Here is a 25,747-nt window from a genome sequence, read left to right as displayed (position 1 = left end):
CCAGCGGTCACAATCGTGAACATGTCAGTGAAGCGGGACGGCGGTCGCGTCGTATTGGTAGATCCAATCGTATCGCACAGCCGTCGCTTCCGGTGCCCATTGGGTCTTGATGTAGCCACCCGCCGTCTCCGGCTTGCACAGCGCCTGATTATGGAAAATCGGCAGCATGCCGGCCGCGGACTTCACGACCTTGGTGGTGCGATCGAGCCGCAGACCCTGATACGTCTTGAATGCCGCCGGGATGTCATCGGGATTCTTCCCGAAGCAGCGGGCGAGGACGGATGCATCCTCCAGGGCCATGTTCACACCCTGCCCGAGGTAGGGCAGCATCGAATGGCAGGCATCGCCGAGCAGGGTAATGCGTCCATTCGACCACGTACCCAACGACGGCCGCACGAACAGGCCCCACTTGTTCAAAGTATCCACGTTCTGGACCAGTTCGATGATGTCGGGATGCCAGCCCTCGAAGTCCTTCAGGCATTCCTCGACCGAGCCCTTCTCCGACCAGGATTCGAGCAGCCAGTCGTCATGGTCGACCTGGCCCGAAAAGGTCATCATGACCGTGTCCTGCCAACGCACCGGATAGGCCGTGACATGCGCGGTGGGCCCGATCCAGGTTGCCACTTCGGGTTCGCGCTGATGCGGCGCAAGGCGGTCGACCGGCACGAGACCACGCCAGGCGATGGCCTTCGTATACTGGCTATCGATGTTGCCGACGAGGCCAAGCCGGACCTTCGAATGAGCACCGTCGGCGCCGATCAGGGCGCGCCCTTCGACTTCGGAGCCGTCAGCGAGCTTTGCCCGAACCCTTTCGTCGTTTTGACTGAACCCGACAACGTGGGCGTTCAGATGGATGGCGCTCGGCTTCAACTGGCGTACGCCGTCAACGAGGATCTTCAGCAGGTGAGCACGCAGCAGCAAATAGGGCTGATTGCGCGCCGCGTCGGAGCTGCGGTTATAGAGGGGCCACCTATCACCGGTGTTCCAGAGACGGATCGAGCGGCGCTCCGCCGCGATGCAGTTCTGCTCAACCTGTTCGGTGAGGCCGAGATCCCGAAGAACGCGCACGCCGTTCATGGAGATCCAAAGACCCGCTCCCACCTCCCGCAACTCGGACGCTTGCTCAAACACGTCACAGTCGATGCCTCGACGAAGCAGCGATAGTGCCATCGCCAAGCCGCCAATACCGGCGCCGGCAATGAGGACGCTTGATTTACCGACCTGTTCAACGCTCATGACATCTCCAAACGATAATTACGCTATGTCGCAAGGGGTTCGGCGGCTCCTTCGGAGACTTGCTCTGCGGCAAGACTCCTTACGGCCTCGAAAATCTTGGTGTATCCGGTGCAACGGCAGAGGTTGCCGTGCAGGTAGTGACGGATTTGTTCGTCGGTCGGATGCGCTGTCGCCTTCAGCAACGCTGTGACCGCCATGATGAAGCCCGGCGTGCAGAAGCCGCACTGAAGGCCACCATGAAGGACGAACGCCTTTTGAATCCGCGACAGGCCGTCGGGCGGCGTAACGCCCTCAATTGTAGTGATCTCTCGCTGATCGACATCGACGGCGAGTGTGGTGCAACTTGAGATCGGCTCACCGTCGAGCAGAACAGTGCAGGCGCCGCACACCTCCATGTCACAGGATCGCTTCGTTCCCTTTAAGCCAAGGTGATCCCGTATAAGGTCGATCAATAGGGTATGGGTTGGAACGTCTATGGCGATCGCCTGACCGTTCAACGAGAATGAAATAGGCATCACATGTGTCATTTCATGCGCTCCCGCCTGCTGCGATTGCCTCTTCGGCGTTTCGCAGAAGTAAAACACCTGCAAGGTGGCGCTTATAGTCGGCCCCACCATGCCTATCTTCATTGACTTCAAGCTCATCCAGCGCCGTCGGGAGCACCGCCTCAATAGCCGGGCGAACTTCGGCGACGCATATGCCCTTGAGGGCGTCTTCAACAGCCTTCAAGGGCTGAGGTCGCGAACCTAGCGCTCCGACCCGCACACGTGCGCTTGTGATCGTCCTTCCGCCGACGCCCAGCGACCAGGCCATCGCGACGTTCACCGAGGGCCTCTCGCCATGCTTGAACCGCCGATAGGTCACTGGTCCGGTAGGGCGGGGAAACGCAATGACCGTTAGTAGCTCGTCCGGCGCCCGCACCGTTTCCAGTTCGCTCCGGATGAAATCGTCGGCGTTTACGACACGCGTACCGCTGGGGCGATTAAGCACCAGCCGTGCTCCCAAGGCCGCGAGCATAGTCGGCGGATCGGCGTGAGCCTCTCCGAAGCACAGATTGCCTCCGATCGTTCCGACGCTGCGGACCCTGATGTTCGCGACGTTTGCACTGAGCGAGGACAGCGCTGGCACGTACTCGCGGATAACAGGATCACTGGCGATCTTGTTGTGCGTACAGCGCGCACCAATTTCGATGTCATTCGCATCGTTCAGGACAATGCGGTCAAGCCCGGGGATTCCCTTGATGTCGATAAGCCGGTCCGTATGGATGACACGCATCTTCATTGCCAGCAACAGTTCGGTTCCGCCGGAGTAGAACATGCCATCGTCGGTTTCCCCGACCGCACGCACGGCGTCGACGATCGTCGAAGGTCTCGCGAATACAAAAGGTGAAGGCAACATGATCAGGCCGCGCCCAACATTTCTCTGAGCCGCCTCTCGAACTCCTCGAAATTCTGATCGACGCGACGCTTGATGACGCCGAACCCCATAGTTGCGAGGCGGCCTTGCACGTCGACCTTCGCGTCGACAGCGAATGTAGACCCCGCGCCTTCCGGCGTCACAGACACGTCGAGGATAACGGCGAGCCTTGTCCCGGTGAGTTTGTCTCGTCCCGTGGCGCGGGTGCGGACGTGAGACGGCTCCGTCACCGCCTCGACAAGGATCTCGGCCGGGACTTCGACCTTGAAAGGACCGATCTTCTGTTTGACCGTCGCTTTGTAAGTCGCAAGCCGCTCGATTTCCTCGACGTTTTCGCAGCCGGGGATGCAGCTCGATATGCGAGGGACGTCGAGCAGCGTGCTCCAAAGCTCAGCCGGCGTCGCTGGCACTACCATCGACATATTGAATTCCATGAATTCAGTTCCTCTTCTGCAGGGCTCGCCACACTTTTTCTGGCGTCATCGGCAGATCGGTGATCCGAATGCCGTAGGTGGAGAACAGTGCGTTGGCGATTGCTGGCGCAACGGGAAGGATTGCTCCCTCGCCCATACCCTTGGCGCCGCCTGGGCCAGGACCGTCGCCGTTTTCGACAAGAATGGTGTCAAACACGGCGGGGACGTCAGAGATGCGCGGGATCCAATAATCGATAGGCGTCGCGTTGATCGGCTGCCCATCCTCGAACTCCAACACTTCATAAAGCGCGTGTCCGAGACCCATGACGGCAGCCCCCTCATCCTGCCCTTCCGCGGCGACGCGATTGATCACGCGGCCGACGTCAGCGGCGCTGGCATATCGGGGGACACGGATCTCGCCGGTGCCTTCATCGACAACGATTTCAGCAAGGCCCGCGGAAGTCTCCCAGAACAGAGGGGACTCGGCCAGGGCGCCCTTCTTCGAGCGCGGCGTAATCGCGCCGCGGCCGATGACCTCTCCCGAGTCGACACCCAGCGTGCGGTGAAAAATCTGATGGAAAGTGAGAACCTCTGATCCGGTAGAGACACCCCCCTCAACAAGTGACAGGTTCTCCCGGGGAAGCTCCCAAACATCAGCAACCATTTCGAGGATCTGATCGGCTGCGTCGATTGCGGCATTCTCGACGGAAAGGCCCACGACCACGGTCGATCGGCTTGCGCCTGTGCCCCAGTCGTAAGGGGCGACGGCCGTATCGGTGCGCAAGACGGTTACCGCGGAGGCCGGCTGCTTCAAGGTCTGCGATGCGATGCGCGCCATGGCCGCGTGCGCGCCCTGGCCGACTTCAATGCTGGAGACCGAAACTAGGATCGACCCATCGATCTTAAGACGTACGATCGCGTTGCTGATCGGCGTATTGGCCGGATCGGTTGCGGCGACTGCCAGTCCACACGCCTGCCGGTTGGAGGCCTTCACCTCCGATGCGAACGACTGGGTCACCCGGCCTATCAGCTCGCTCATATCCATATCGAGCGCCCGCAAATCGGGGCGGATGCGCTCACCGCGGGACGCCAAATTCAGCAACCGAAACTCCGCCGGATCCATGCCGATTGCCGCGGCGACATTATCCATGTGCGATTCCTTGGCCCAAACAGCTTGCGGTCCCCCGATCGAGCGGAATGCTGCACCTGGAACGGTGTTCGTGTAGACCGCGCAGGCCTCGAGACGCAGATTGGGCACCGCGTAGGGGCCCATGATGCGATTTGCCGCTTTAGTGGCGACGGCCGAGCCTGTGTCGGAATATGCCCCGCCATCGAGCAGCAGTTTGGCGCTGTTGGCGAGAATCCGTCCCTCAGCGTCCACGGCGGTTCGAATCGTAATGTCGGCGCCCAACCTTCGACACGTGAGCATCGATTCAACTATGGATTGGGCAACGCGGACTGGGCGTTGCACCTTCCACGAAGCAGCGGCAACCAAAGGCTCGATCTTCACCGAGGCCTTGCCGCCAAACCCTCCGCCGACAAATGGAACGATCACCCGGACCTTGGCCAACTGCAGTCCGAAGAGGCGCGAGAGCACCTTCTGAACAGCGCTCGGCGTTTGTGCGCCCGCCCAGACCGTGAGGGAACCGCCCTGGAAATCAGCAATGACCGCATGCGGCTCCATTGCGAAGTGAGAAATGGCCGGGAAGGTGAAATGGTCTTCGTGGATAAAAGCCGCGGCTGCCTCAGCAGCGTCGACGTCCCCGACGTTGCTCCGGTAAGTATGGAATACGTTGCTGCTCTCGGTCGGCCGTGCCCCACCCCTGAAGTAAAAGTCTTCGAGGTTTTCGTGGCGCTCGTGGATGAGCGGCGCATCTTTCGCCAGGGCTTCCTGGATGGTCGTTGCGCGCGGAAGCTCGTCGTATTCGACATCGACTAGTTCTGCGGCGTTTTCCGCAATCTCGATTGTCTCCGCGATCACCACGGCGACGGGTTCGCCCACATATCGCACACGGTCGGTAGCAATAATCGGCCGGTCCTTGAGCACAACACCCCAGCAACCGAACGAAGCGACATCTTCGCCGATGAGCACGTCCACGACGCCGCCCATCGATCGTGCGGCGCTCGTATCAATCGAAACGATGCGGGCATGAATGGCCGGCGAGCGAACCACAAAGCCGTGCAGCATCCCCGGAACCGTCAGGTCGGTAACGTACTCAGCGCGTCCCGTGACCTTTTCAATCAGGTCGGGTCGAACGGAACTCATGTTGTCAATCGCCGACATACGCAAATCCGACAGTACTTTGGTGCGCCGCTCCGTAAGGCGAGAAGCAAAAGGCCCCGGGAGCAATCTCAGGACACTACGACATTTACCACTCGTATGCAAGCGCTACACTCGTCTACAAGCGCTGAGTTGGTTTCTTCCCGTGATCCGAGGCAAGCCGAGCGAATCGGTCTAACCGAGCGCTTGCGAGAATGGTTTGCCTCTTAGGCGGAGCGGATTTCCAAATGCCAACGACGGACGCAACGAAGGCGGCCACTGCCGGGGCTCTCAACGAAGCAAATCGCATTAAACAGGACGAAGTCGAACAAAGATGGATTTCCCAGGTCGGGAAATGTAGACAATCGGCCGGCACCGAAGACCTTCGGAGCGAAAAGCCTGGATTTCTTGAACTGAGGCAACCTACGGCAAGGAAGCAAAAAGTGGTGCAACCCAAGACAAAGCCGCGCGCGGCCGGGAAAGTGAAAGAAGCTATAGATTCGTACCGGCTGGATGACGCACCGGGCTTTTTGTTGCGAGTCGCGCTCCGTACTCACACGTCCATCTTTGCCGCTAAGATGATTGAAGAATTAACGGGGCCCCAATTCTCGACGCTAGCGAAATTGAAGGAGGTAGGTCCTTGCTCGCAAAACCACTTAGGACGGCTAATTCATTATGATTCGGCGACCATCACCGGCGTTATCAATCGCCTGAAATCTCGCGGCCTCATCAAGAGTTCCAAAGACCCTCTGGATCCGCGGCGACGCGAGATAGATTTGACCGAGAAGGGAAGACGGATAGCGGACGCAGCGATTGAAACTATTGGCGAGATTTCCGGCGAGACATTCGCTCCGCTGACCCAAGATGAATTTCGAGCGCTCACCGAAATCTTGAAGAAGATCATACGACGCTGATCAACCGGCTTCGAGCGGCACTAGATATCGTCAGCAGCCGAGAAAAAGGGCCCGGCGATCGCGCCGGGCCGAGTAGAGGGAGGAAAACGAAAGATCGCAAATCTTTCGCAGACGCCGAATGCGGAATTCGATCGCAGAAACCCAACGAACGACCTCCAGCAGCAATACTATCGTACATGTCAGACCGCATTTTGTGCTGAAGTCGGCACCTCTCCGCACCGTTTCCGGCATTTGACGGGTCGTACGATTTCGACAGCACGACAAAGAGCGCGCGCGAGACTTGGAAGGTCCCGATCACCAGGCTCCGCGCGTCCGGTAGTTCATTTCATCGCCCGGCTCCGATCTCGCATTGCCCGCACCGCCGTACCCGCCTTTGCAATTCAGAGATCCGAATCTCCTGCCAAGGGATGACTGCCGGTCCTCGTTGCGTCGATGAGTATCTATTCCTCTAATCTGCGCGTTGAATGAATCGTGCTAGTAACCCGAGGGGCCGTCCTCAATCGTCCCTACCTAGCGCGCGGAGTATCTTCCTTCTATAGCTCGCCAGGTCGAACAGGAGTCTTGGCACTCTTTTGAGCGCAATCGCCTTGCCCTCGATTGCGAGATGTAGAACTCGTACCAATCTGGCAAGACCAAGTTCTACAAACGCGAGCCGAACATGCGGATCGTTCACAATCCTGAGCTGGTTGTGTACAATGACGATGGATGCCGCGAGATCAGGTTTCCTCTCCAGAACGAAGTCTCGACATGCCGCGGCAAATTCCTCCTCTTGAACGCTCAAAGGTACCTTTACTTCCCTGCGAGAACTTCCCGCCATATTCGGGTCCCCTATGAACAATCGGCAGCGAGGCACCTGAGCCGGCTCAGGTTTTTGGATTTCTAGTGGCTCGCCCGCTTGGTCGGTCTCTTCGGACCCGGCAACACATCCGTGCAAACACCTTCATACACTTCGCCAGCCAGGCCTATTGTCTCTCCGAACGTCGGATGCGGATGGATGGTCTTGCTGAGATCAATTGCATCGGCGCCCATCTCGATCGCTGGGCAGATTTCTCCAATCATGTCGCCAGCGTGCGGGCCAACGATCACACCGCCGATGATGCGGTGCGTCTCTTGGTCGATGATCAGCTTGGTCATGCCATAAGACGCGCCCGAGGCGATCGCTCTGCCCGAGGCAGCCCACGGAAACTTCGCGGATCTAACGTGCCTGCCTGAGGAGGCCGCTTCATGTTCCATGATGCCAACCCAGGCCACAGGATCAGTGTAGGCGACGTTCGGGACGATCATCTCGTCAAATAAGCTCTTGAGCCCGGCAGCCGCCTCTGCCGCGACATGCCCCTCGTGAACCGCCTTACGGGCGAGCATCGGGTTACCCGCGACATCGCCGATCGCGAAAATATGAGGCAAATTCGTCCGCATTTGCCTATTGACTGCAACGAAACCTTTGCGTCGCATCTTACACCAATCTTCTCCAAGCCCAGATATGCGCTGTTCGGCACTCTGCCTGCGGACTGCTGGATCAATTCGTAAGTTCGACGCCCCGGCTTTGAGCTTTCAATCTGGACCGATACGCCGTTACTATCTGCCGTGGCGCTTACTATTTGCCGCCTCACTGTGCCCGAGCCGAGCATTGAGCTTCTGGATCAGTTGATCCGCGGCATCGGCGATCACCGTCCCGGGCGGGAAGATCGCCTCGGCACCGGCCGCGTAGAGCGCATCGTAATCCTGCGGCGGCACCACGCCACCGACAATGATCATGATGTCGTCGCGGCCCTGCTTCTTCAGCGCGGCTTTCAGCTCCGGCACGGCGGTCAGATGCGCGGCGGCGAGCGAGGAGACGCCGAGAATGTGCACGTCGTTCTCGACGGCCTGCCGCGCCGCTTCGTCGGCGGTGGCGAACAGCGGTCCGATGTCGACGTCGAAGCCGATGTCGGCGAAGGCGGACGCGATCACCTTCTGACCGCGGTCGTGGCCGTCCTGGCCGATCTTGGCGACCAGGATGCGCGGACGGCGCCCTTCCGCTTCCTCGAAGGCATCGATCATCGCCTGAACCTTCTCGACCCGGTCGCCCATGCTGGAGGCCTCACGCTTGTAGACGCCGGTGATGGACTTGATCTCGGCGCGGTGCCGGCCGAACACCTTCTCCATCGCGTCCGAGATTTCGCCGACGGTCGCCTTCGCCCGTGCGGCGTCGATCGCGAGCGCGAGCAGATTGCCATTGCCTTCACCGGCAGAGCGCGTGATCGCGGCCAGCGCGGCATCGACGTCCTTCCGGTTCCGCTCGGATTTCAGCCGCTTCAGCTTGTCGATCTGAAGCCGCCGGACATTGGTATTGTCGACCTTGAGGATGTCGATGGGGGTCTCATCCGTCGGCTTGTACTTGTTGACGCCGATCACCGCCTGCCGGCCGGCATCGATGCGGGCCTGGGTCTTGGCCGAGGCTTCCTCGATGCGCAGCTTCGGCACGCCGGCTTCGATCGCCTTTGCCATGCCGCCGAGTTCCTCGACCTCCTGGATATGGCCCCATGCCTTGGCGGCGAGGTCGCGCGTGAGCCGCTCGACGTAATACGAGCCGCCCCAGGGATCGATGATGCGGGTGGTGCCGCTCTCCTGCTGCAGGAACAGCTGGGTGTTGCGGGCGATGCGCGCCGAGAAATCGGTCGGCAGCGCCAGCGCCTCGTCGAGCGCGTTGGTGTGCAGCGACTGGGTGTGGCCTTGCGTCGCCGCCATCGCCTCCACTGTCGTGCGCATCACGTTGTTGAAGACGTCCTGCGCGGTCAGCGACCAGCCCGAGGTCTGGCTGTGCGTGCGCAGCGACAGCGAGCGCGGGTCCTTCGGATTGAACGGCTTGAGCAGCTTCGCCCACAGCAAGCGCGCGGCGCGCAGCTTGGCGACTTCCATGAAGAAGTTCATGCCGATCGCCCAGAAGAACGACAGCCGCGGCGCGAAGCGGTCGACGTCGAGTCCGGCGGCAAGCCCGGCGCGCAGATATTCGACGCCGTCGGCGAGCGTATAGGCGAGCTCCAGGTCCTGCGTCGCGCCGGCCTCCTGCATGTGATAGCCGGAGATCGAGATCGAATTGTATTTCGGCATCTTCTGCGAGGTGTAGGCAAAGATGTCCGAGATGATTCGCATCGAGGGCGCAGGCGGATAGATGTAGGTATTGCGCACCATGAACTCTTTCAGAATGTCGTTCTGAATCGTCCCTGAAAGCTTCTCCGGCGGCACGCCCTGTTCCTCGGCGGCGGCGACGTAGAGCGCGAGGATCGGCAGCACAGCGCCGTTCATAGTCATGGATACGCTCATCTGGTCGAGCGGGATCCCCGCGAACAGCGTGCGCATGTCGTAGATGGAATCGATCGCAACGCCGGCCATGCCGACATCGCCGCCGACCCGCGGATGATCTGAGTCATAGCCGCGATGGGTGGCGAGGTCGAAGGCGACCGAGAGACCCTTCTGCCCGGCGGCGAGGTTGCGGCGGTAGAACGCGTTGGAATCCTCCGCCGTGGAGAAGCCGGCATATTGCCTGACCGTCCAGGGCTGGTTGACATACATGGTCGGGTAGGGACCGCGCAGGAACGGCGCGATGCCTGGCCAGGTCTCAAGGAAATCGAGCCCGGCGATATCTGCTTCTCCGTATGCTGACTTGACCGGAATGCCCTCCGGAGTCACCCACGGATCGACGGAAACAGAAGAAGCGGCGACCGAGCACCTTTCGAAAGCAATACTTGCAAAATTCGGGATAACGCTGATGGATGACATCTGAGTGTTCGCGTTCGATTGTCGATTATCCGGAAACCTTCGGGTTTTGGATCCGGTTGTAAGCGGCATTTAGCGTTGCCAAGGCGTCGCAACTGACGTGAATAAAGCTGCAGATGCCAGCCCGCCGAAACGCGGCCTCGGATTGAGAGGGAAGTCCCGCCAAATAGATGTGCCTAGCTCCGACTTGCTGAAGCGCGTGGGCGGAGATTTCGGCGCGCTCCGCATAGATCTTATCGCTGGAGCAAAGGCAGGCAAGTTCGGCACCAGATCCCGTGAATGCGAGGGCAAGCTCGGCTGGGTCGGCGAAGCCGGCGCCGTCGATAGCCTCAATTCCTCCCGCTTCGAAGAAGCTCTTGGCGAATGTCGCGCGGGCCGTAAAGTCGGTCGGTGTGCCGAGATTAGCAAGAAACACTCGCGGCCGCGCGCCGAGTAGCTTCAATATCGCATCGGACTTATCGCGGAGCGATTCGAAGGGTTCCGCAAGCCGGATCGGCGGCAGTGCGTCGAATACGAATTTCTGATCAAAGCTAGGCGGAAGAGCCATCGGTCTTACGCTTAGTACCTCCGCTGCGCCTTCGCCAAGGTTTGCGAACTCGCTCACTCCGGTCAGCGGGTCGCTGCGTTTCGCGAGATTTGCACTGCGCGCTGTGCGTGTAGCTGTGATCTTCGCCTGAAGCGTTCCTTGCTGTAGAGCGGCAAAAATGCCGCCCGCATTTTCAGTCTCTTGAAAACTCCTCCAGGCCGCGTCGCAAAGCTCCGTTGTTAGCGCCTCAATGCCGCCAGCACCTGCGGCAGGATCGCTAACCTTGGCAAGATTGCTTTCCTCCAGCAGCAGAAGCTGCGTGTTGCGGGCCACGCGCCGGGCAAACGAGTCTGGAAGGCCGAGCGCCAACGTGTGCGGCAGAACTGTGATCGCATTGGCACCGGCGATTCCCGCAGAGAATGTCGCCAAGGTAGCGCGCAACATGTTTACGTAGGGATCGCGCCGGGTCAACATGCGCCAGGACGTGTCAGCCGCAATGAACAGCGGCCTCGGCGCCACACCGCACGCCGATTCGATGCGCGCCCAGAGGAGCCGCAACGCGCGGAATTTAGCCATAGTCAAAAACTGGTCGGCGTCAGCAGTGAGTCGCGCATAGATCATACTTCGCGCTTGATCCAGCGGAATGCGCGCCGCCTCCATAGCGTGCAGATATGCCACGCCGCAGGCGAGCACAAAGGCAAGCTCCTGCACTTCTGAGCCGCCGGCGTCATGAACGATACGCCCGTCGCTCGCGGCAAACGGCCCCTTGAACCCCAGCGTTACAAGCCCTTTGATCGTGCTGGCAACGTTCCGTGCGATTTCTTCCCAAGTGTATGGACTGCGTCCGCTTAGGGCGCACGCGCCCAGCGGATCGAGCCCAAATCGAATGTCGCAGACGGCAGGATCGAGACCGACCGACTTCACATATTCCGCAACATGGATCGCGGTCTTACGCCCGTCTGTACCAATTTGAAGTTCAATCCCGATGCCGGCATCAAGGTGGACGTCCTTTAAAGCTTTGGCGACGGCACCTGCCGTTTGATCGAGACCGAACCCGCGGCTGCAGTTGGCGCCGGCAAAGACGAGCGCCAGGCCCGTCGCCCCATTCTCCAGATCGTGAAGGGCCTGCCTATTGGCCGTCACCGCGTCTGGATGATCGATGCGCTGTATGATCTGCCAAGGCGCCGCGGGTGCCCGCCCGTCGACTAGTGCAATGTCTTTCGCGCGGAGATAAATCGGCTCGATTCTCAAGTCGTCGTACGTCCTACCAATCAGCTTTTCGAACGGCGCTCCCTTTAGCACGCCATCAACCAGCTTGCGCCAGTCCTGGCGTGAAGCAGGCGCAAAGCCCGATGCCAATGCCAACCGTTCGGTTTTCATCAAGTCCACCTAATCCCAAGTGACGCCGAGTTGCCCAACATGACTTCTGCCTGGAAGTAACCGGAATTCCTGCAGACAGGCTGCCCATCTCAGGTCGCCTCTTGCGGTTTTCAGGAAAACTCCAAAATCAGCGCGTCGACCGCGAGCGTCGTACCGGCACTGGCGTGGATCTTCTTCACGGCGCCGTCCTGCTCGGCGCGCAGCACGTTCTGCATCTTCATGGCTTCGACGACCGCGAGCGTCTCGCCGGCCTTGACCTCCTGCCCCTCCGTTACCGCGATCGAGACGATCAGCCCGGGCATCGGACACAGCAGCTTCTTGCCGGTATCGGCGGCCGTCGTCACCGGCATCAGCCGCGCCGAGGTCGCTTCCGCTTCGGTCCAGACATAGACCGGGACTTCGACGCCCTGATGCGCGAGGCGGATGCCGTTGGCAATCGGCCGCACCTGCACCGCGGCGAGGTGGCCGTCGATGGTGCCCCGCCAAACCGGATCGCCCGGCTTCCACGACGAGACCAGCAGATGCGAATTGCCGGCCTTGCCCTCGGCGTCGACGAAGCGGATCGCGATGGCGGCTCCCTCGCGTGCGACCTCGAGCAAAATCTCCTGCCGATCGAGCCACACCGCGCGGCGGCGCTCGCGCTGCACGACGCGGCCGCCCATCTGGCCCGAGATCTGTCGCTTCCGCTCACCCAGCACGTGATCGATGGCGGCGCCGACTGCTGCGATCCGCCGGGCGACCTCGCCTTCGGGCACGCGCACCGCAAAGCCCTTGGGGAATTCCTCGGCGATGAAGCCGGTCGAGAGCCGGCCCTCGCGCCAGCGCGGATGATGCATCAGCGCCGACAGGAACGGGATGTTGTGCCTGATGCCGTCGACATAGAACGAGTCTAGTGCGGTGGCCTGCGCCTCGATCGCGGCCGCGCGTGAAGGCGCGTGCGTCACGAGCTTGGCGATCATCGGATCGTAATGGATCGAGATCTCACCGCCCTCCTGGACGCCGGTGTCGTTGCGCACGGTGATGCCGTCCTTGCTGGCTTCCGCCGGCGGGCGGTATTTCACCAGACGCCCGATCGAGGGCAGGAAGTTGCGGAACGGGTCTTCGGCGTAGAGCCGCGACTCCACAGCCCAGCCCGTCAGCGTGACGTCCTTCTGGGTGATCGCGAGCTTCTCGCCCGCGGCGACACGGAGCATCTGCTCGACGAGGTCGACGCCGGTGACGAGTTCAGTGACAGGATGCTCGACCTGCAGGCGCGTGTTCATCTCCAGGAAGTAGAAGCTCTTGTCCTGGCCTGCGACGAACTCGACGGTGCCGGCGGAATCGTAGTTCACCGCCTTTGCCAACGCGACCGCCTGCTCGCCCATCTTGCGGCGGGTGGCCTCATCGAGCAGCGGCGACGGCGCCTCCTCGATGACCTTCTGGTTGCGGCGCTGAATCGAGCATTCGCGCTCGCCGAGATAGATGACATTGCCATGCTTGTCACCCAGCACCTGGATCTCGATGTGGCGGGGATCGACAATGAACTTTTCGACGAAGACGCGGTCATCGCCGAACGAGGCCTTGGCCTCGGCTTTGGCGAGGTTGAAGCCTTCTGCGACTTCGGACTTCGAATGCGCGATGCGCATGCCCTTGCCGCCGCCACCGGCAGAGGCCTTGATCATCACGGGATAGCCGATCTCGTCGGAGATGCGGACCGCGTGCTTGTCGTCCTCGATGACGCCGAGATAGCCCGGCACGGTCGAGACCTTGGCCTTGGCGGCCGCCTTCTTGGATTCGATCTTGTCGCCCATCGCGGCGATCGCGCCCGGGTTCGGACCGATGAAGACGATGCCGGCGGCTTCCAGCGCACGCGGAAATGCCTCACGCTCGGAGAGGAAGCCGTAGCCGGGATGCACGGCCTCGGCGCCCGTCTTGCGGCAGGCCTCGACGATCTTCTCGATCACTAGGTAGCTCTCGGCGGCGGCGGGGGGGCCGATCAGCACGGCCTCGTCGGCCATCTCGACATGGAGGGCATCGCGGTCGGCCTCGGAATAGACCGCGACCGTTTCAACTCCCATCCGGCGGGCAGTCTTGATGACCCGGCAGGCGATTTCGCCGCGGTTGGCGATCAGAATCTTCCTGAACACAGCTCTTCCTACAACGGAATGTGGTCGTGCTTCTTGGCCGGCATCTCGACCTTCTTGTCCCTAAGCATCTCCAGCGCGCGGGCGATGCGCTTGCGGGTCGAGTGCGGCATGATGACGTCGTCGATGTAGCCGCGTTCCGCCGCGATGAACGGCGACAGGAAGCGGTCTTCGTATTCCTTGGTGCGCGCCGCGATCTTGTCGGGGTCGCCGATGTCGGAGCGGAAGATGATCTCGACCGCGCCCTTGGCGCCCATCACCGCGATCTGGGCGGTCGGCCAGGCGTAGTTGAGGTCGGCGCCGATCTCCTTGGAGGCCATGACGTCGAAGGCGCCGCCATAGGCCTTGCGGGTGATGATGGTGACGAGCGACACGGTGCACTGCGAATAGGCGAACAGCAGTTTCGCGCCGTGCTTGATCAGGCCGCCATATTCCTGCGCGGTGCCCGGCAGGAAGCCCGGCACGTCGACGAAGGTGACGATCGGGATGTTGAAGGCGTCGCAGAAGCGGACGAAGCGCGCGGCCTTGCGCGAGGCGTCGCTGTCGAGCACGCCCGCCAGCACCATCGGCTGGTTGGCGACGAAACCGACAGTACGGCCCGCGATACGGCCGAAGCCGGTGACGATGTTCTTGGCAAAACCCTCGGCGATCTCGAAGAAGTCGCCCTCGTCCACGACTTTCAGGATCAGTTCTTTCATGTCGTAGGGCTTGTTCGGATTGTCGGGGATCAGCGTGTCCAGCGACATGTCGACCCGCTCGATGGAATCGAAGCTCGGCCATTCCGGCACGCCGTCGGTGTTGTTCGCCGGCAGGAAGTCGATGAGACGGCGCATCTGCAAAATCGTCTCGACATCGTTCTCGAAGGCGCCGTCCGCAATCGAGGAGCGCGTGGCGTGCACCGAGGCGCCGCCGAGCTCTTCGGCGGTGACGACCTCGTTGGTGACCGTCTTCACGACGTCGGGGCCGGTGACGAACATGTAGCTGGTGTTCTTCACCATGAAGATGAAGTCGGTCATGGCCGGCGAGTAGACGTCGCCACCGGCGCAGGGGCCCATGATGACCGAGATCTGCGGGATCACGCCGGAGGCGAGCACGTTGCGGCGGAACACGTAGGAATAGCCGGCGAGCGCGGCGACGCCCTCCTGGATGCGCGCGCCGCCGGCATCATAGAGGCCGATGATGGGCGCCCGCGCCTTCATCGCCAAGTCCTGGAGCTTTGTGATCTTCAGCGCGTGGGTCTCGGACAGCGAGCCGCCGAACACCGTAAAATCCTTGGCGAAGACAAACGTTTTGCGGCCGTTGACGGTACCCCAGCCGGTGACCACGCCGTCTCCCGGAATCTTGGTCTTCTCCATCCCGAATTCGGTCGAGCGGTGCTGGACGAACATGTCCATCTCCTCGAACGAATGCTTGTCGAGCAGCAGGTCGATCCGCTCCCGCGCGGTGAGGCGGCCGCGCGCATGCTGCGCGTCGATGCGCTTCTCGCCGCCGCCGAGTTTGGCACCGGCGCGACGTTGTTCAAGGGCTTCGATAACGGACATCGATTGGGCCAACTGATCTACCGCTTTCTGGCGATTGGAGGCAGGTCGGTGCAAATGCCCTCATGGACTTCGGCAGCCATGCCGATCGTCTCGCCGAGGGTCGGATGCGGGTGAATGGTCTTTCCGATATCGATCGCGTCAGCCCCCATTTCGATAGCGAGACAGATTTCCCCGATCATATCGCCGGCATGCGGTCCGACGATCACGCCCCCGACGATGCGACCGGTTTCGGCGTCGAACAGCAGCTTCGTCATGCCATAGGATGCGCCCGACGCGATGGCCCGGCCGGACGCGGCCCATGGGAATTTTGTCGAACGGATCTTCCGTCCGGATTCGGCGACATCACGCTCGGACTTGCCGACCCAGGCGATCTCAGGATCGGTGTAGGCGACATTGGGGACGATCTTCGCGGTAAAGGCCGCCGGCTTCCCGGCAGCTACTTCCGCGGCGACGTGCCCCTCGTGAACGGCCTTGTGCGCCAGCATCGAACCGCCGACGACGTCGCCGATGGCGAAGACGTTGCGCGCCGTCGTTCTCATCTGCTCGTCGACCTGAATGAAGCCGTTCGAATCGATGGCAACGTCGATCCGTTCGAGGCCGAGTTCGCTACTGTTAGGAACACGGCCGGCTGATTGCAACACCAAATCGTACGATCGTGTCCGTACCGATGCGCCTGTGGTACCGACCCTCACGCCGTCCGGCGTGATTTCGGCGGTTGATACGCTGCTTGCGACGTCGATATGCTCGAAGCGATGCGCGTTGCACGAACGCCAGATCTTCACCGCGTCGGCATCCACGCCCGCCAGGATATCGGGAAGCCTTTCGACAAGATCGATCTTGGTGCCGAGCGAGTTGTAGACGGTCGCCATCTCCAACCCGATGATCCCCGCTCCGATCACGAGCATGCGGCCCGGAATGCTTCGCAGCGCGAGCGCGCCGGTCGAGGTCACGACCCGCTCATGCTTGGGAAGCACCGCTAGCTGCACCGCGCGCGAGCCCGTGGCGATGATGCATTGACCAAATTCAATTTGCTGCGAGCCTGCCCCCTCACCGACAATCTCGAGCCGCGTGGCGGAGGCGAATTTCGCGATGCCGCGGATCACCGTGACGCGGCGCGCTGCTGCCATCTGGCTCAGCCCATCCGTCAGCTTCTTGACAGTGCCGTGCTTGAAGGCGCGCAGCTCCTGCAGATCGATCTGCGGCGCGGCGAAGCGAATGCCCTTGTCCGCGATCCGTTCGGCTTCCTCCTTGACGGCCGCAACATGAAGCAGCGCCTTCGACGGGATACATCCAACGTTCAGGCAAACTCCGCCCAAGGTGCCGTAGCGTTCGATGATCGCGGTGTTCAGTCCAAGGTCTGCGGCCCGAAACGCTGCTGAATAGCCGCCCGGCCCGCCTCCGATCACGACAAGATCGTAGCGCGTATAATCTGTTGCGCGCTGGCCAACATCCTGATCCGCTGAGATCGTCTCGCCTTGCGCGCCCGCTTCGTCCGACGCCGACGCCGTGCCAATCATGGAGCCTTGAGACACCTTGTCTCCAACACGCAGCGACATGCTCGTGATCACCCCTGCGATCGGCGACGGAATCTCCAGCGTGGCCTTGTCGGATTCCACTGTGATCAACGCCTGCTCTCGCACGACGACGTCGTCCGCCCTGACGTGGACCTCGACGACCTCGACGTCTCGAAAATCCCCGATGTCGGGGACCCGGATTTCCTCTGTCCGCATCTGCGTCACAACGCGAAGCGCCGCAGATCGGAGAGCACCGACGCGACGAAGCCCAGGAACCGGGCCCCAGCCACGCCGTCGACGACCCGGTGATCCCACGACAGACTCATCGGAAGGATGAGGCGCGGTTCAAACTCGCGGCCGTTCCAGACCGCCTCGGTGGCGGCCCGCCCGGCGCCGAGGATCGCCACCTCGGGCGCGTTGATGATGGGCGTAAATCCCTGACCGCCGATGCCTCCGAGAGACGACACCGAGAAACAGCCGCCCTGCATGTCGCCCGACGCGAGCTGCCCCGCGCGCGCCTTGTCGGCGAGCGAGCGCATCTCCGCGGCAATTTGCCGAAAGCCCTTCTTATCGCAGTCCCGGATCACCGGCACGACCAGACCTCTCGGCGTGTCGACAGCGACGCCGATGTGGACATAGTGCTTGAGGATCAACTCATCGCCATCGAGCGACGAATTGAAGCGCGGGTATTTCTGCAGCGCCAAGGCCGCGGCCTTGATCAGCAGCGACACCATGGTGAGCTTCGCCGTGTCCTTCGCGGCCTCGGCATTGGCGAGTTGACGAAAGGCTTCGGCGTCGGTCACATCCGCTCTGTCGAAATTCGTTACATGGGGAATGACGCTCCAGTTGCGCGAGAGGTTCGTACCGGTCAGCTTCTGGATCCGTGTCAGCGGCAGGCGCTCGACCGCGCCGTACCTCTCGAAATCCACCTTGGGCCAATCGACCGGGGCGCCGGGCTCAGGCGCCGTCGCCGGTCTCGATCGCACCAGTCCGTTGACGAAGGCCGCCACATCCTCGCGCAAAATCCGGCCCTTGGGGCCTGTGGGCACGACAGAATCCAGCGTCACGCCGAGCTCACGCGCCAAAGCGCGGACCGACGGCGATGCATGCGCCGCCCCGCTAAGCTGCGGCTGCTGTGCACGTGCTCGCGAGTCATCGACTGGAGCCACGGGCGCCGGCCGTAACAGCGTCTCCTGCTGCGAGATCCGTTGCTCCACCTGCGGTGCCGACGCAGTCGCCGGCGGAGGCGCGGTGGATTCGCCGCGCCCTTCGAGGACCATCAGAACCGAACCTTGAGAAACCCGCACCCCGACGTCGATCATCAGTTTGGCCACCGTGCCTGCGGCCGGGGATGGCACCTCCATCGTCGCCTTGTCGGACTCGATCGACAGCAACGGCATGTCGATCGTGACCTCGTCGCCGACCGACACATTGATTTCGACTACCGGAACATCCTTGTAGTCCCCAATATCTGGCAGAACGACTTCAATTGAACGAGACATGCGCGCTCCGCCCTCTCTTAGCGCGACCAAGGCGATGCAACGCCGGTCGGCAATTCGTAGCTGGCGATGGCTTCGGCGACCTGCTCACGCGCCACTTGACCCAATTTTGCCAGCGCCGACAGCGCCGCAACGACGATCTGCTTGCGATCGACCTCGAAGAACGATCTCAGCGCGGCGCGTGTATCGCTGCGCCCGAAGCCGTCGGTGCCTAGGACCGTATAGGGCGCCTCGATGTAAGAACCGATCAGTTGCGGATACGCCCGGACATAATCCGATGCCGCGACGATCGGCACCTTGCCGCCGAGGCATTGTACGACGTGGCTCTCGACCGGGGTCGACAGTGGCGAGAGCCGATTAGTTCGCTCCACATCGCGCGCCTCCCGCGCCAGCTCGGAAAAGCTCGTTGCCGACCAGACTTCACAGGCCACTTTCCATTCGCTTTGCAGCATCGCTGCGGCGGCGAGCGCCTCCGGGAGAATAGCGCCCGAGCCGACCAGCCTAATCTTCGCCGGCCCGTCAGCGCTCGGCAGAACCCGATAGAGACCCTTGATGATGCCGTCGCGTGTATCGTCGGGCATCGAGGGCTGCGCATAGTTCTCGTTCATCGCCGTGAGGTAATAGAACTCGTCGTTGCCCTGCTCGAGCATCGACCGCATGCCGTGATCGACGATGACGGCCACCTCGTAGGAGAATGCCGGATCGTAGGCCCGGCAGTTCGGAACGGTCGCCGCCATCAGATGGCTGGACCCGTCCTGATGCTGCAAGCCTTCGCCGCCGAGCGTCGTCCGGCCGGCCGTCGCCCCGATCAAAAAGCCACGCGCGCGCTGGTCCGCCGCCGCCCAGATCAGATCGCCGATCCGCTGAAAGCCGAACATCGAATAGTAGATATAGAACGGCAGCAACGGGAAGTTATGGATGCTATAGGAGGTCGCCGCCGCGGTCCATGACGAAATCGCCCCCGCCTCGGTGATCCCCTCCTCCAGCAATTGACCGTCGATCGCTTCCTTGTAGTACAGCATCGAACCGGCATCTTCCGGCTCGTAGAGCTGTCCCGCCGGCGAGTAGATGCCGACCTGTCTGAACAGGTTCGCCATTCCGAAGGTGCGGGCTTCGTCGGCGACGATCGGGACGATGCGCGGGCCGAGCGTTTTGTCCTTGAGCAAATTGGTGAACAGCCGCACGATCGCCATCGTGGTCGACGTCTCCTTGCCGTCGCCGCGCAGCGCGAACTCCGCGTAGGATTGCAGCGGCGGCACCGGCAGCGCCGCCGAAGCGCGTCGCCGCGCCGGCATGTAGCCACCGAGTGCCGCGCGACGGGCGCGCAGGTACTGAATTTCCGCGCTGTCTTCCGCAGGCCTGAAGAATTCCAGATCCTCGACTTGCTCGTTGCTGAGCGGCAGGGCGAACCGGTCGCGGAACGCATACAGCGCGTCGACATCGAGCTTCTTGGCCTGGTGCGACGTCATGCGCGATTCGCCGGCGCCGCCCATGCCGTAGCCCTTCTTGGTCTTCGCCAGAATGACGGTCGGCCGACCCTTAATGTCTTTCGCTGCGGCAAAGGCCGCGAACAGCTTCTTGAAGTCGTGGCCACCGCGCTTCAGGCCGTCGATATCCGCGTCCGACATGTGCGCAACTAGCGCCCGGACCTCGGGATCCTCGCTGAAGAAGTGGGCGAGGTTGTAGGCCCCATCCTTGGCGCCGAGCGTCTGATATTTGCCATCGACGGTGTCGGCGAATTTGCGCAGCAGCGCATGCTTGCTATCGCGCGCGAAGATATCGTCCCAGTCCGATCCCCACAGCACCTTGATTACGTTCCAGCCGGCGCCCCGGAAAAGTGATTCGAGTTCCTGAATCACCTGCCCGTTGCCGCGGACCGGCCCATCCAGGCGCTGCAGGTTGCAATTGACGACGAAGGTGAGGTTGTCGAGATTTTCCCGCGCCGCCAGGGCGAGCCCGGCGATAGATTCCGGCTCGTCCATCTCGCCGTCGCCGAACACACCCCAGACGTGACGACCAGCCGTCTGCACCAGGCCGCGATGCTGCAGATACTTCATGAACCGCGCCTGGTAGATCGCGCTGATTGGCCCAAGGCCCATCGACGCCGACGGCACCTGCCAGAACTCCGGCATCAGCCAGGGATGCGGATAGGACGACAGACCGGGGCCGCTCAGTTCCTGGCGATACAGCTTCAGATTTTCGTCCGACAGTCGGCCTTCGAGATACGCTCGTGCATAGACTCCGGGGGACGAATGCGGCTGGAAATACACCAAGTCGCCCTCCGACTCGGAGCTTGACGCGCGAAAGAAATGATTGAAACCGACTTCGAAAATCTCCGCGGCCGAGGCGTAGCTGGCAACGTGCCCGCCGAGTTCCCCATAGGCCTTGTTGGCGCGGACCACCATCGCGAGCGCGTTCCAGCGAATGATCGCCGTCAGGCGGGTCTCGATCGCGATGTCGCCGGGGTAGGGCTTCTGCTGCTCGAGCGGAATAGAATTGCGATAGGGCGAAAACGGCGGAGATTCCGGCAGAACGCCGAACTCCTTCGCGCGCCGATCGAGCGAAGCCAGGATGTAACGCACGCGCTCGGCACCGGCGCTGTGGTGGAGCGATCCAAGCGAGGCGAGCCAATCGGCGGTTTCGACCGCATCCTGATCGGCGTTGACGACCTTGCGTGGCGGATCGATGTGTGCAGTCATGCGTCGGGCTCCGAGAAAGCCCGCACTTGGTAGCATCGGGTGCTATGGCACGTGCTGCTGAATTCGGCCGCGTTCCGACGGATTGCCCGGCTCCGGCGGGACGCGGAGGCTCGCATCGCAGCATTCTCTGCTGTTGGTTTAATCGGGCGAGTGATCGAGCCGTCGGCCGCCTGACAGGTGCTCCCGCTTGGTCACGGCGCAGCATGCCGCATCGCTCGCGCTCACGCCGCAGTAGCGGGCATCTTGTCGCAGATCAGCGAACTCGACGGCTCGCCGCGACTAGTGACCTGACCTTTCAAAACAGCTAACCTCGGCTAGCAGCAGGATCTGCATCAAGGCTTGACTGACTTGACGAATTGGCAGGATTGAAATGCCGCCCGAGACCGAGTTCGATCGCGATTTTGCGCGAATGGATCTGCCCGATCTTCGGATCAACTATGATCCTGTCGATCCGGATCAGTTCGATCGTCCCGTCACTTCATTCTGTCTCGAAACCAGCAAAGACAACGACGACCTGCCGCTGCACTCACACCGCAAAGGCCAATTGGTCGTCGCATCTCACGGCTCGGTGATGTGCCGGGCGCCCGGCGGCTTGTGGATCGTGCCTCCGCAAGGCGCGGTATGGATCCCGGCCGGCGTGCAGCACAGCAATTGCGTGGCCGATTTCGGCAAACTCTACACAGTGTTCATCGATCCGCAGGTCAGCATGCTGCCGCGGACCTGCTGCACGCTGATGATCACGTCGCTGGTGCGGGAATTAATCCACCGCCTCTCGGTGTTCCCACCGCTCTATCCGCTGGAAGGACCGACCAGCCGTCTCGGCCGGGTTTTGCTCGACGAACTCGTGCAGATGCCGACGACGGATGAAATGTATTTGCCGATCTCCCCCGACGCCCGTCTTCAACACCTCGCGACCTCCTTGTTGAATAATCCGGGCGACCGCAGCACGATGGACGAAGTCGCCTCGCGCTACGCGATGAGCGAGAGTACCTTCGCACGCTTCATAGCCAAGGAAACGGGGATGACCTTCGGGCGCTGGCGCCAGCGTCTCCACATTCTGATCGCCATGCAACGCCTCACGGCGGGCACTTCGGTCCAAGCCGTGTCGCTGGAACTGGGGTACGAAACCCCCAGCGCGTTCATCACGATGTTCAAGAAGACGATGGGAAAGAGCCCTCGCCGCTTCCTTGCCGAGCGGTCGCGCCTGATTAATTCGGACAGTTTGCCCTAGCTCGCACGTCCCTGCCTGGGCACTTGACGACCGCGACCCCGCGACGCTTTCGCGGGGCCGCCCGTAACGACGTCAGCGTTTGCTGTAAGGCGCAAGCGGATACTCGAGCGACGCTTCCGCAATGGCCTTTGGAGCCACCACCCGAGGCCTGCCTTTCAAACCCTGCAGCATCACCATCGAACAGTGGATGTTCTGGCCGGTCTCGTCGAACGAGGTGTTGTCGCCGTACATCAGGATCGGCTTCATGTCGGTCTTCTTGAGCGCGCCGTGAATCGCCGCGGACTCCGGCGAAGCCGCCCGCGTCACGGCGTCTGCGACGATCTGCACCGCCTCGAACGCGCAGCCCGCATTGGCATCGAACCAGTCGTTCGGGTAGTCGGCCGCGAACATCTTCATGATCTTGTCGGTCTCGGCGCCCTTGGGATTGAGCCACAACGCCGACAGAACCGGACCGTCACCATACTTTCCGAGCGCGTCGTGATACGCCTTGTCGGACACGCCGTTGGAGTTGGGCGAAAACACCATCTTCGGGTCCCAGCCCTGCTTGATGCATTCGCGCGCGATCATGATCGCGTCATTGACGCGCGTGACTGAGATCAAAGCATCGGCACCTGACGCTTTCGCCTTGGCAACTTCCACCGACAGATCCTTGGCCTTCTCGTCATAGGCAACGTGCTGCGCGATCTTGAGCGGAACATCCACTTCCTTCCACGCCTGATCGATGCTGGCCGCCGTCGACTGCCCCATCGTGTTGTTGAGATGGAGAACGACGGCGCTGCTCGGCGGATCCTTCAGCGTGCCGAGCACGGACTTCAGTTCGGCCAACGATTGCCGCACGATGGTCAGCGACGTGGGGTAATAGCGGAACACCTGGGTGAAGCCCTGTGAAGTTACCTGGGTGGCGCTCGCGATGTGGACCACCATCGGCACCTTGGCGGCCTCGCAGGCCTGCAGCGCCGAAATGGTGGCACCGGAATCCCACGCGCCGATCAGCACGGTGCAGCCCTGCCGGATCAGGCTCTCGGCGGCAATCCGACCGTTCTCCGGACGGCTTTGCGTATCGGCGTGAACGATCTCGATGTCGAGGCCGAACTTCTCACGCGCGAATTTGGCGCCGAGATCGATGCCGCGCACGCAGGCCTGACCGGGAAACGCCAGCACGCCGCTGCTGGGCATGATCGCTCCGACTTTCACTTTCGTGTTCGCCGCAAACGATGGCCTTGATACCAGGCCTACCGCAATTCCCAATCCGCTTCCGACAATCGTCCGCCGCGTGATTCCGCTTCGCTTGGTCATCTCGATGTCCTGTTGCTGAAGGAGTGAAATCTTATCTCGACTGGTAGCTTCGTACGTTTTGGGACCGACCGCCGACCTCAAAGGCCCATCTCGGCCTTGATCAATTCTTCCTCGGTTTCGTCGTAGAGCGACGCGATCAGCGACTGATAGCGCTCGTTGATCTGCTTGCGACGCTTCTTCCGCGTCGGCGTCATCACGCCGTTCTCGAGCGACAGCTCCTCCGGCAGAATGCGGAACGCCTTGATCTGCTCGGCTCGCGCCAGCCTTCCGTTGGCCTTGCCGATCTCCGCCTCGATCAGCCGGTTGACGATCTCGGAGCCTGCCAGGTCCGCGTAACTCGCGATCTTGTCGTCGCGCGACTTCGCCCAGTCCATTGTGGCGGTGGCATCCACTTCGATCAGGGCGGTGAGATATTTTCGCCCCTCGCCGATCACAGCCGCCTCGGAGATGAACGGGCTGTGCCTCAGCTCGTTTTCGATCTGAGTCGGGCTGATCGATTTGCCGTTCGACGTGTTGATGATCTCCTTCTTCCGGTCGACAAGCTTGAAGGTTCCTTCCGGCGACACTTCGACGATGTCGCCGGTGTAGAGCCAGCCGTCGCGAAGCGCCGCTTTCGTCTCGTCCGGCTTGTTCCAATAGCCCGCGAACAATCCCGGTCCACGGACGATCATCTCGCCGTCCTGGAGCACGGCGGTTTCCCAGGCCGGATCCGGCAGCGGGACCCCGACGTTGCCGGCCTTCGGCCACTCCGCCATCTGCACCAGATTGGCACCGACCAGTTCGGTCTGGCCGTAGCACTCCTTGAGCTGCAAGCCCCACAACTGCCACAGCGACATCAGCTCGGACGGCATCGCCGCCGACGAGGTGAACGCGACCTTCAGTTCGTCGAAACCGACCTCCGCGAGCAGCGGCAGGAACACTTGCTCGCGGCAGGCCGCGAACAGTTTCGAGACGAAGGCATCCTCGTGGCCGCGCTGACGGTCTTCGAGCGCCCTGCGCGCGATCGTCACGGCAAGCGTGTAGTTCTGATCTCCCGCTTCCCCGGCGGGATGCACCTTGCTGAGGATCTGTGTCGCAAAGCGCTGGTAGAACCGCGGCGGCGCCATATAGTAGGTCGGCTTCACCTCTTTGATCGTCTGGGCGAAGTCCGCGGTCGTCTCGCCGAAATATGGAACTGCGTCGGCGATCAGCGGCAACGTGGTCGCCTGCCCGCGCGCCACAGTGTGCGACATCGGCAAATGCACGACCACCCGGTGTTCCTCTTCGCGCATGCTGGGGCCGAACAGGGTGATGCAATGAACGCCGGCGAGAATGGAAAGGTGCGTCAGCATGGCCCCTTTGGGGTTTCCGGTCGTCCCGGACGTATAGCCGATGCTGACGACATCGGACGCCTTTGCTGTCGCGCTCTCGTTCTGCAGATAGTCATGCGCATCGACATCGTGTGCTCCAACAAAGACGGCCAGCGACTTGATCGACGCCGAGGCCTCGCCGGTCCAATCCGGGTCGAGCACGATGATGCCGCGGAGCTGCTCGGCCCGACCGGAGGCGAGCACGATGCGAAGCTGCGGCTCCCCGCCGACGAACGCGAACTTCGCGCCTGAATCCGTGAAGCAGTAAGCCACTTCTTCGGGTGACGAGGTGAAGTAAACGCCCACCATGACGCCGCCAGCGCACATCGTGGCCATGTCGGCGATCAGCCATTCCTCGGACGAATCGCCCATGATCGCGACCCGATCGCCGCGCTCGAGACCAGCACGCCGCAGCGCGCTGGCCAGGTTCACGACACGCTGCGCATAGGCGCCCCACGTCATGGCGGTCCAGGCGCCGTGACGCTTTTGTTGCAAGGCGATCTTGTCGGGCCGCTCCGCGAGTCGCGCGGCCAAAAGCTGCACGACGGTCGTATCCGCCAACTGGGCGCCGGATGTCATCTCAGCGACGTTCAT

General features: G+C 61.9%; 17 protein-coding genes. 2 read left to right on the top strand and 15 right to left on the bottom strand.

The features are described from left to right. Positions 1–24: 24 nt before the first annotated feature. The 5 genes from IC762_RS04960 to IC762_RS04940 are packed head-to-tail and all read right to left on the bottom strand — an operon-like array spanning position 25 to position 5,349. Positions 25–1,236 carry an FAD-dependent monooxygenase gene (locus IC762_RS04960; protein WP_195787513.1) on the bottom strand — a complete coding sequence of 404 codons (1,212 nt, stop codon included), beginning with the start codon at positions 1,234–1,236 and terminating at the stop codon, positions 25–27. A gap of 23 nt (positions 1,237–1,259) precedes the next feature. Then, entirely contained in the window at positions 1,260–1,763 is a 504-nt protein-coding gene (locus IC762_RS04955) for a (2Fe-2S)-binding protein (protein ID WP_195787512.1), read from the bottom strand. Between the two features lies 1 nt (position 1,764). Further along, a complete protein-coding gene (locus tag IC762_RS04950) occupies positions 1,765–2,634 on the bottom strand; it encodes an FAD binding domain-containing protein (RefSeq protein ID WP_195787511.1) in 870 nt (289 codons plus the stop codon). A gap of 2 nt (positions 2,635–2,636) precedes the next feature. Further along, positions 2,637–3,086 carry a CoxG family protein gene (locus IC762_RS04945; protein ID WP_195787510.1) on the bottom strand — a complete coding sequence of 150 codons (450 nt, stop codon included), beginning with the start codon at positions 3,084–3,086 and terminating at the stop codon, positions 2,637–2,639. A gap of 4 nt (positions 3,087–3,090) precedes the next feature. Further along, positions 3,091–5,349, bottom strand: coding sequence for a xanthine dehydrogenase family protein molybdopterin-binding subunit (locus IC762_RS04940; protein WP_195787509.1), 2,259 nt, complete (start codon positions 5,347–5,349; stop codon positions 3,091–3,093). A 224-nt stretch (positions 5,350–5,573) separates the two neighbouring features. Here IC762_RS04940 and IC762_RS04935 point away from each other — a divergent pair, with 224 nt between their 5' ends. After that, positions 5,574–6,239, top strand: coding sequence for a MarR family winged helix-turn-helix transcriptional regulator (locus IC762_RS04935; RefSeq protein ID WP_246801426.1), 666 nt, complete (start codon positions 5,574–5,576; stop codon positions 6,237–6,239). Positions 6,240–7,118: 879 nt separating this feature from the next. Here IC762_RS04935 and IC762_RS04930 read toward each other — a convergent pair. The 8 genes from IC762_RS04930 to mdeB form a co-directional block, all read right to left on the bottom strand. Further along, complete coding sequence (locus IC762_RS04930) at positions 7,119–7,691, bottom strand: FAD-dependent oxidoreductase (RefSeq protein ID WP_349629747.1); 573 nt, start codon at positions 7,689–7,691, stop codon at positions 7,119–7,121. A gap of 123 nt (positions 7,692–7,814) precedes the next feature. Further along, a complete protein-coding gene (gene scpA / locus IC762_RS04925; RefSeq protein ID WP_195789999.1) occupies positions 7,815–9,989 on the bottom strand; it encodes a methylmalonyl-CoA mutase in 2,175 nt (724 codons plus the stop codon). Positions 9,990–10,023: 34 nt separating this feature from the next. Beyond that, positions 10,024–11,901, bottom strand: coding sequence for a methylmalonyl-CoA mutase family protein (locus IC762_RS04920; protein WP_195787508.1), 1,878 nt, complete (start codon positions 11,899–11,901; stop codon positions 10,024–10,026). Positions 11,902–12,011: 110 nt separating this feature from the next. Beyond that, entirely contained in the window at positions 12,012–14,027 is a 2,016-nt protein-coding gene (locus IC762_RS04915) for an acetyl-CoA carboxylase biotin carboxylase subunit (protein ID WP_195787507.1), read from the bottom strand. An 8-nt stretch (positions 14,028–14,035) separates the two neighbouring features. Then, positions 14,036–15,565, bottom strand: coding sequence for an acyl-CoA carboxylase subunit beta (locus tag IC762_RS04910; RefSeq protein ID WP_195787506.1), 1,530 nt, complete (start codon positions 15,563–15,565; stop codon positions 14,036–14,038). A 17-nt stretch (positions 15,566–15,582) separates the two neighbouring features. Further along, on the bottom strand, positions 15,583–17,295 hold the full coding sequence (gene lpdA / locus IC762_RS04905) for a dihydrolipoyl dehydrogenase (protein ID WP_195787505.1): 1,713 nt from the start codon (positions 17,293–17,295) through the stop codon (positions 15,583–15,585). Between the two features lie 5 nt (positions 17,296–17,300). Next, on the bottom strand, positions 17,301–18,581 hold the full coding sequence (locus IC762_RS04900; RefSeq protein WP_195787504.1) for a 2-oxo acid dehydrogenase subunit E2: 1,281 nt from the start codon (positions 18,579–18,581) through the stop codon (positions 17,301–17,303). A 17-nt stretch (positions 18,582–18,598) separates the two neighbouring features. Beyond that, entirely contained in the window at positions 18,599–21,277 is a 2,679-nt protein-coding gene (gene mdeB, locus IC762_RS04895; RefSeq protein ID WP_195787503.1) for an alpha-ketoglutarate dehydrogenase, read from the bottom strand. Between the two features lie 370 nt (positions 21,278–21,647). Between mdeB and IC762_RS04890 the strand changes: the two genes are divergently transcribed. After that, positions 21,648–22,508, top strand: a complete 861-nt coding sequence (locus IC762_RS04890; RefSeq protein WP_195787502.1) for an AraC family transcriptional regulator — start codon at positions 21,648–21,650, stop codon at positions 22,506–22,508. Between the two features lie 72 nt (positions 22,509–22,580). On the opposite strand, the gene IC762_RS04885 is transcribed toward IC762_RS04890, so the two are convergent. Together IC762_RS04885 and IC762_RS04880 are read right to left on the bottom strand one after the other, a co-directional pair. Continuing rightward, positions 22,581–23,684: an ABC transporter substrate-binding protein gene (locus IC762_RS04885; protein ID WP_237863298.1), complete on the bottom strand. Its 1,104-nt coding sequence runs from the start codon at positions 23,682–23,684 to the stop codon at positions 22,581–22,583. A gap of 197 nt (positions 23,685–23,881) precedes the next feature. Then, complete coding sequence (locus IC762_RS04880; RefSeq protein ID WP_195787500.1) at positions 23,882–25,747, bottom strand: AMP-dependent synthetase/ligase; 1,866 nt, start codon at positions 25,745–25,747, stop codon at positions 23,882–23,884.

The organism is Bradyrhizobium genosp. L, from assembly GCF_015624485.1.
In the GTDB taxonomy this organism is placed as follows: domain Bacteria; phylum Pseudomonadota; class Alphaproteobacteria; order Rhizobiales; family Xanthobacteraceae; genus Bradyrhizobium.
This window is presented reverse-complemented; position numbering and strand designations above follow the sequence as displayed.